The 2,903-nt window shown below is 55.6% G+C and carries 1 tRNA gene and 2 rRNA genes; all 3 read left to right on the plus strand.

Features of this window, described 5'->3' with window-relative positions:
• Positions 1 to 2,254, plus strand: a 23S ribosomal RNA gene (locus tag E4S58_RS17755); the annotation flags it as partial.
• Between the two features lie 123 nt (positions 2,255 to 2,377).
• Positions 2,378 to 2,492, plus strand: a 5S ribosomal RNA gene (rrf, locus tag E4S58_RS17760).
• A gap of 258 nt (positions 2,493 to 2,750) precedes the next feature.
• Positions 2,751 to 2,827, plus strand: a tRNA-Met gene (locus E4S58_RS17765).
• The last annotated feature ends 76 nt before the right edge of the window (positions 2,828 to 2,903 follow it).

Genomic DNA, 2,903 nt, shown 5'->3' on the forward strand with positions numbered 1-2,903 from the left:
TGACGGCGTACCTTTTGTATAATGGGTCATCGACTTGGTCTATCTAGCAAGCTTAAGCCGTTAGGTGTAGGCGCAGCGAAAGCGAGTCTTAATAGGGCGTTGAGTTAGATGGATCAGACCCGAAACCGAGTGATCTAGGCATGACCAGGATGAAGGTAAGGTAACACTTACTGGAGGTCCGAACCCACACCTGTTGAAAAAGGTCGGGATGAGTTGTGCCTAGGGGTGAAAGGCCAATCAAACTCGGAGATAGCTGGTTCTCCGCGAAATCTATTTAGGTAGAGCGTCATCCGAATACCCCGGGGGGTAGAGCACTGGATGGGTAATGGGGCCCCACAGGCTTACTGATCCTAACCAAACTCCGAATACCCGGGAGTACTAGATGGCAGACACACGGCGGATGCTAACGTCCGTCGTGGAGAGGGAAACAACCCTGACCTCCAGCTAAGGCCCCCAATTCATGGCTAAGTGGGAAAGCAGGTGGGACGACCAAAACAACCAGGAGGTTGGCTTAGAAGCAGCCATCCTTTAAAGATAGCGTAACAGCTCACTGGTCTAATCAAGTTGTCCTGCGGCGAAGATGTAACGGGGCTCAAGCCATGAGCCGAAGCTGAGGATGCACGTAGTGCATGGTAGCGGAGCGTAGTGTGACATAGAACAGCTCCTCCTTGATCCCTTCGGGGAAATTGGAGGAACAGTTCTTTCGATGAAGCCGGCGCGTGAGCGATCCGGTGGAGAGATCACTAGCGAGAATGATGACATGAGTAGCGACAAACAGGGTGAGAGACCCTGTCGCCGAAAGTCCAAGGGTTCCTGCTTAAAGCTAATCTGAGCAGGGTAAGCCGGCCCCTAAGGCGAGGCCGAAAGGCGTAGTCGATGGGAACCAGGTTAATATTCCTGGGCCAGGAGATGGTGACGGATCACAGGTGTAGTTCAATCTTATCGGATTGATTGGGCTGCTGAGTGGTTCCTGGAAATAGCCCTCCATGAGACCGTACCCCAAACCGACACAGGTGGACTGGTAGAGAATACCAAGGCGCTTGAGAGAACGATGTTGAAGGAACTCGGCAAAATACCTCCGTAAGTTCGCGAGAAGGAGGCCCAGTTACCAGGCAACTAGTGGCTGGGGGCACAAACCAGGGGGTGGCGACTGTTTACTAAAAACACAGGGCTCTGCGAAGTCGCAAGACGACGTATAGGGTCTGACGCCTGCCCGGTGCCGGAAGGTTAAAAGGAGGGGTGCAAGCTCCGAATTGAAGCCCCGGTAAACGGCGGCCGTAACTATAACGGTCCTAAGGTAGCGAAATTCCTTGTCGGGTAAGTTCCGACCTGCACGAATGGCGTAACGACTTCCCCGCTGTCTCCAACATCGACTCAGCGAAATTGAATTGCCTGTCAAGATGCAGGCTTCCCGCGGTTAGACGGAAAGACCCCGTGCACCTTTACTACAGCTTCACACTGGCATCAGGCCATGCATGTGCAGGATAGGTGGTGGGCTTTGAAACCGGGACGCCAGTCTCGGTGGAGCCTCCCTTGAGATACCACCCTTGCATTGCTTGATGTCTAACCGCGATCCCTTATCGGGTTCCGGGACCCTGTGTGGCGGGTAGTTTGACTGGGGCGGTCGCCTCCTAAAGCGTAACGGAGGCGCGCGAAGGTTGGCTCAGAGCGGTCGGAAATCGCTCGTTGAGTGCAATGGCATAAGCCAGCCTGACTGCGAGACTGACAAGTCGAGCAGAGTCGAAAGACGGCCATAGTGATCCGGTGGTCCCAAGTGGGAGGGCCATCGCTCAACGGATAAAAGGTACGCCGGGGATAACAGGCTGATACTGCCCAAGAGTCCATATCGACGGCAGTGTTTGGCACCTCGATGTCGGCTCATCTCATCCTGGGGCTGGAGCAGGTCCCAAGGGTACGGCTGTTCGCCGTTTAAAGAGGTACGTGAGCTGGGTTTAGAACGTCGTGAGACAGTTCGGTCCCTATCTGCCGTGGGTGTAGGATACTTGAGAGGAGTTGCCCCTAGTACGAGAGGACCGGGGTGAACGTTCCACTGGTGGACCAGTTGTCGTGCCAACGGCAGTGCTGGGTAGCTATGAACGGACAGGATAACCGCTGAAGGCATCTAAGCGGGAAGCCCCCCTCAAAACAAGGTATCCCTGAGGGCCGTGGAAGACCACCACGTCGATAGGCTGGAGATGTAAGTGCGGTAACGCATTCAGTTGACCAGTACTAATTGCCCGATAGGCTTGATTTGATCCAGTAGAAGCCAGGACCTGGCCAATACGGACAATCAAAAGCATACACACCAATGTGTATCAGTAAGATTTGGACAACATGTTGAGCTCGTGCCCAGCACGAGTGAGAGGGTCTTTTTTGGTCTGGTGGCCATAGCACAAGCGAAACACCCGGCTCCATCCCGAACCCGGCCGTTAAGCGCTGTCGCGCCGATGGTACTGCGTCTTAAGACGTGGGAGAGTAGGTCACCGCCAGACCTAAAAAGCCCCTCTCTTCTCTCTACGATGCGCCCAAAAGGGCGACCAATCAGCCCAAGATCACACGTGACCAAGGGCATCGGCCTCACACGAAACTTCGTGCGATGCCACTCCGGCCAACCACTCGACACGGTAGGCCAAACACGGGCCAACAACGCTCCGCGCGGTAGCCCAACCCCGGCCTCAAGTAGCGCTCCGCGCAATAGGCCAAACTCTGGGCTCAAGTAGCGCTCCGCGCGGTAGCCCAAACAAAAGTGTCGCGGGATGGAGCAGCCCGGTAGCTCGTCAGGCTCATAACCTGAAGGTCGTAGGTTCAAATCCTACTCCCGCAACCAACACCGAACGCCCCGCGCCCCAAAGGCCGGGGCGTTCGGCGTTTGGGGGGGGGCTGTCGCCAAACCTGTTGCGCAG

The organism is Pseudooceanicola onchidii, assembly GCF_004959925.1.
Classification (GTDB): domain Bacteria; phylum Pseudomonadota; class Alphaproteobacteria; order Rhodobacterales; family Rhodobacteraceae; genus Pseudooceanicola; species Pseudooceanicola onchidii.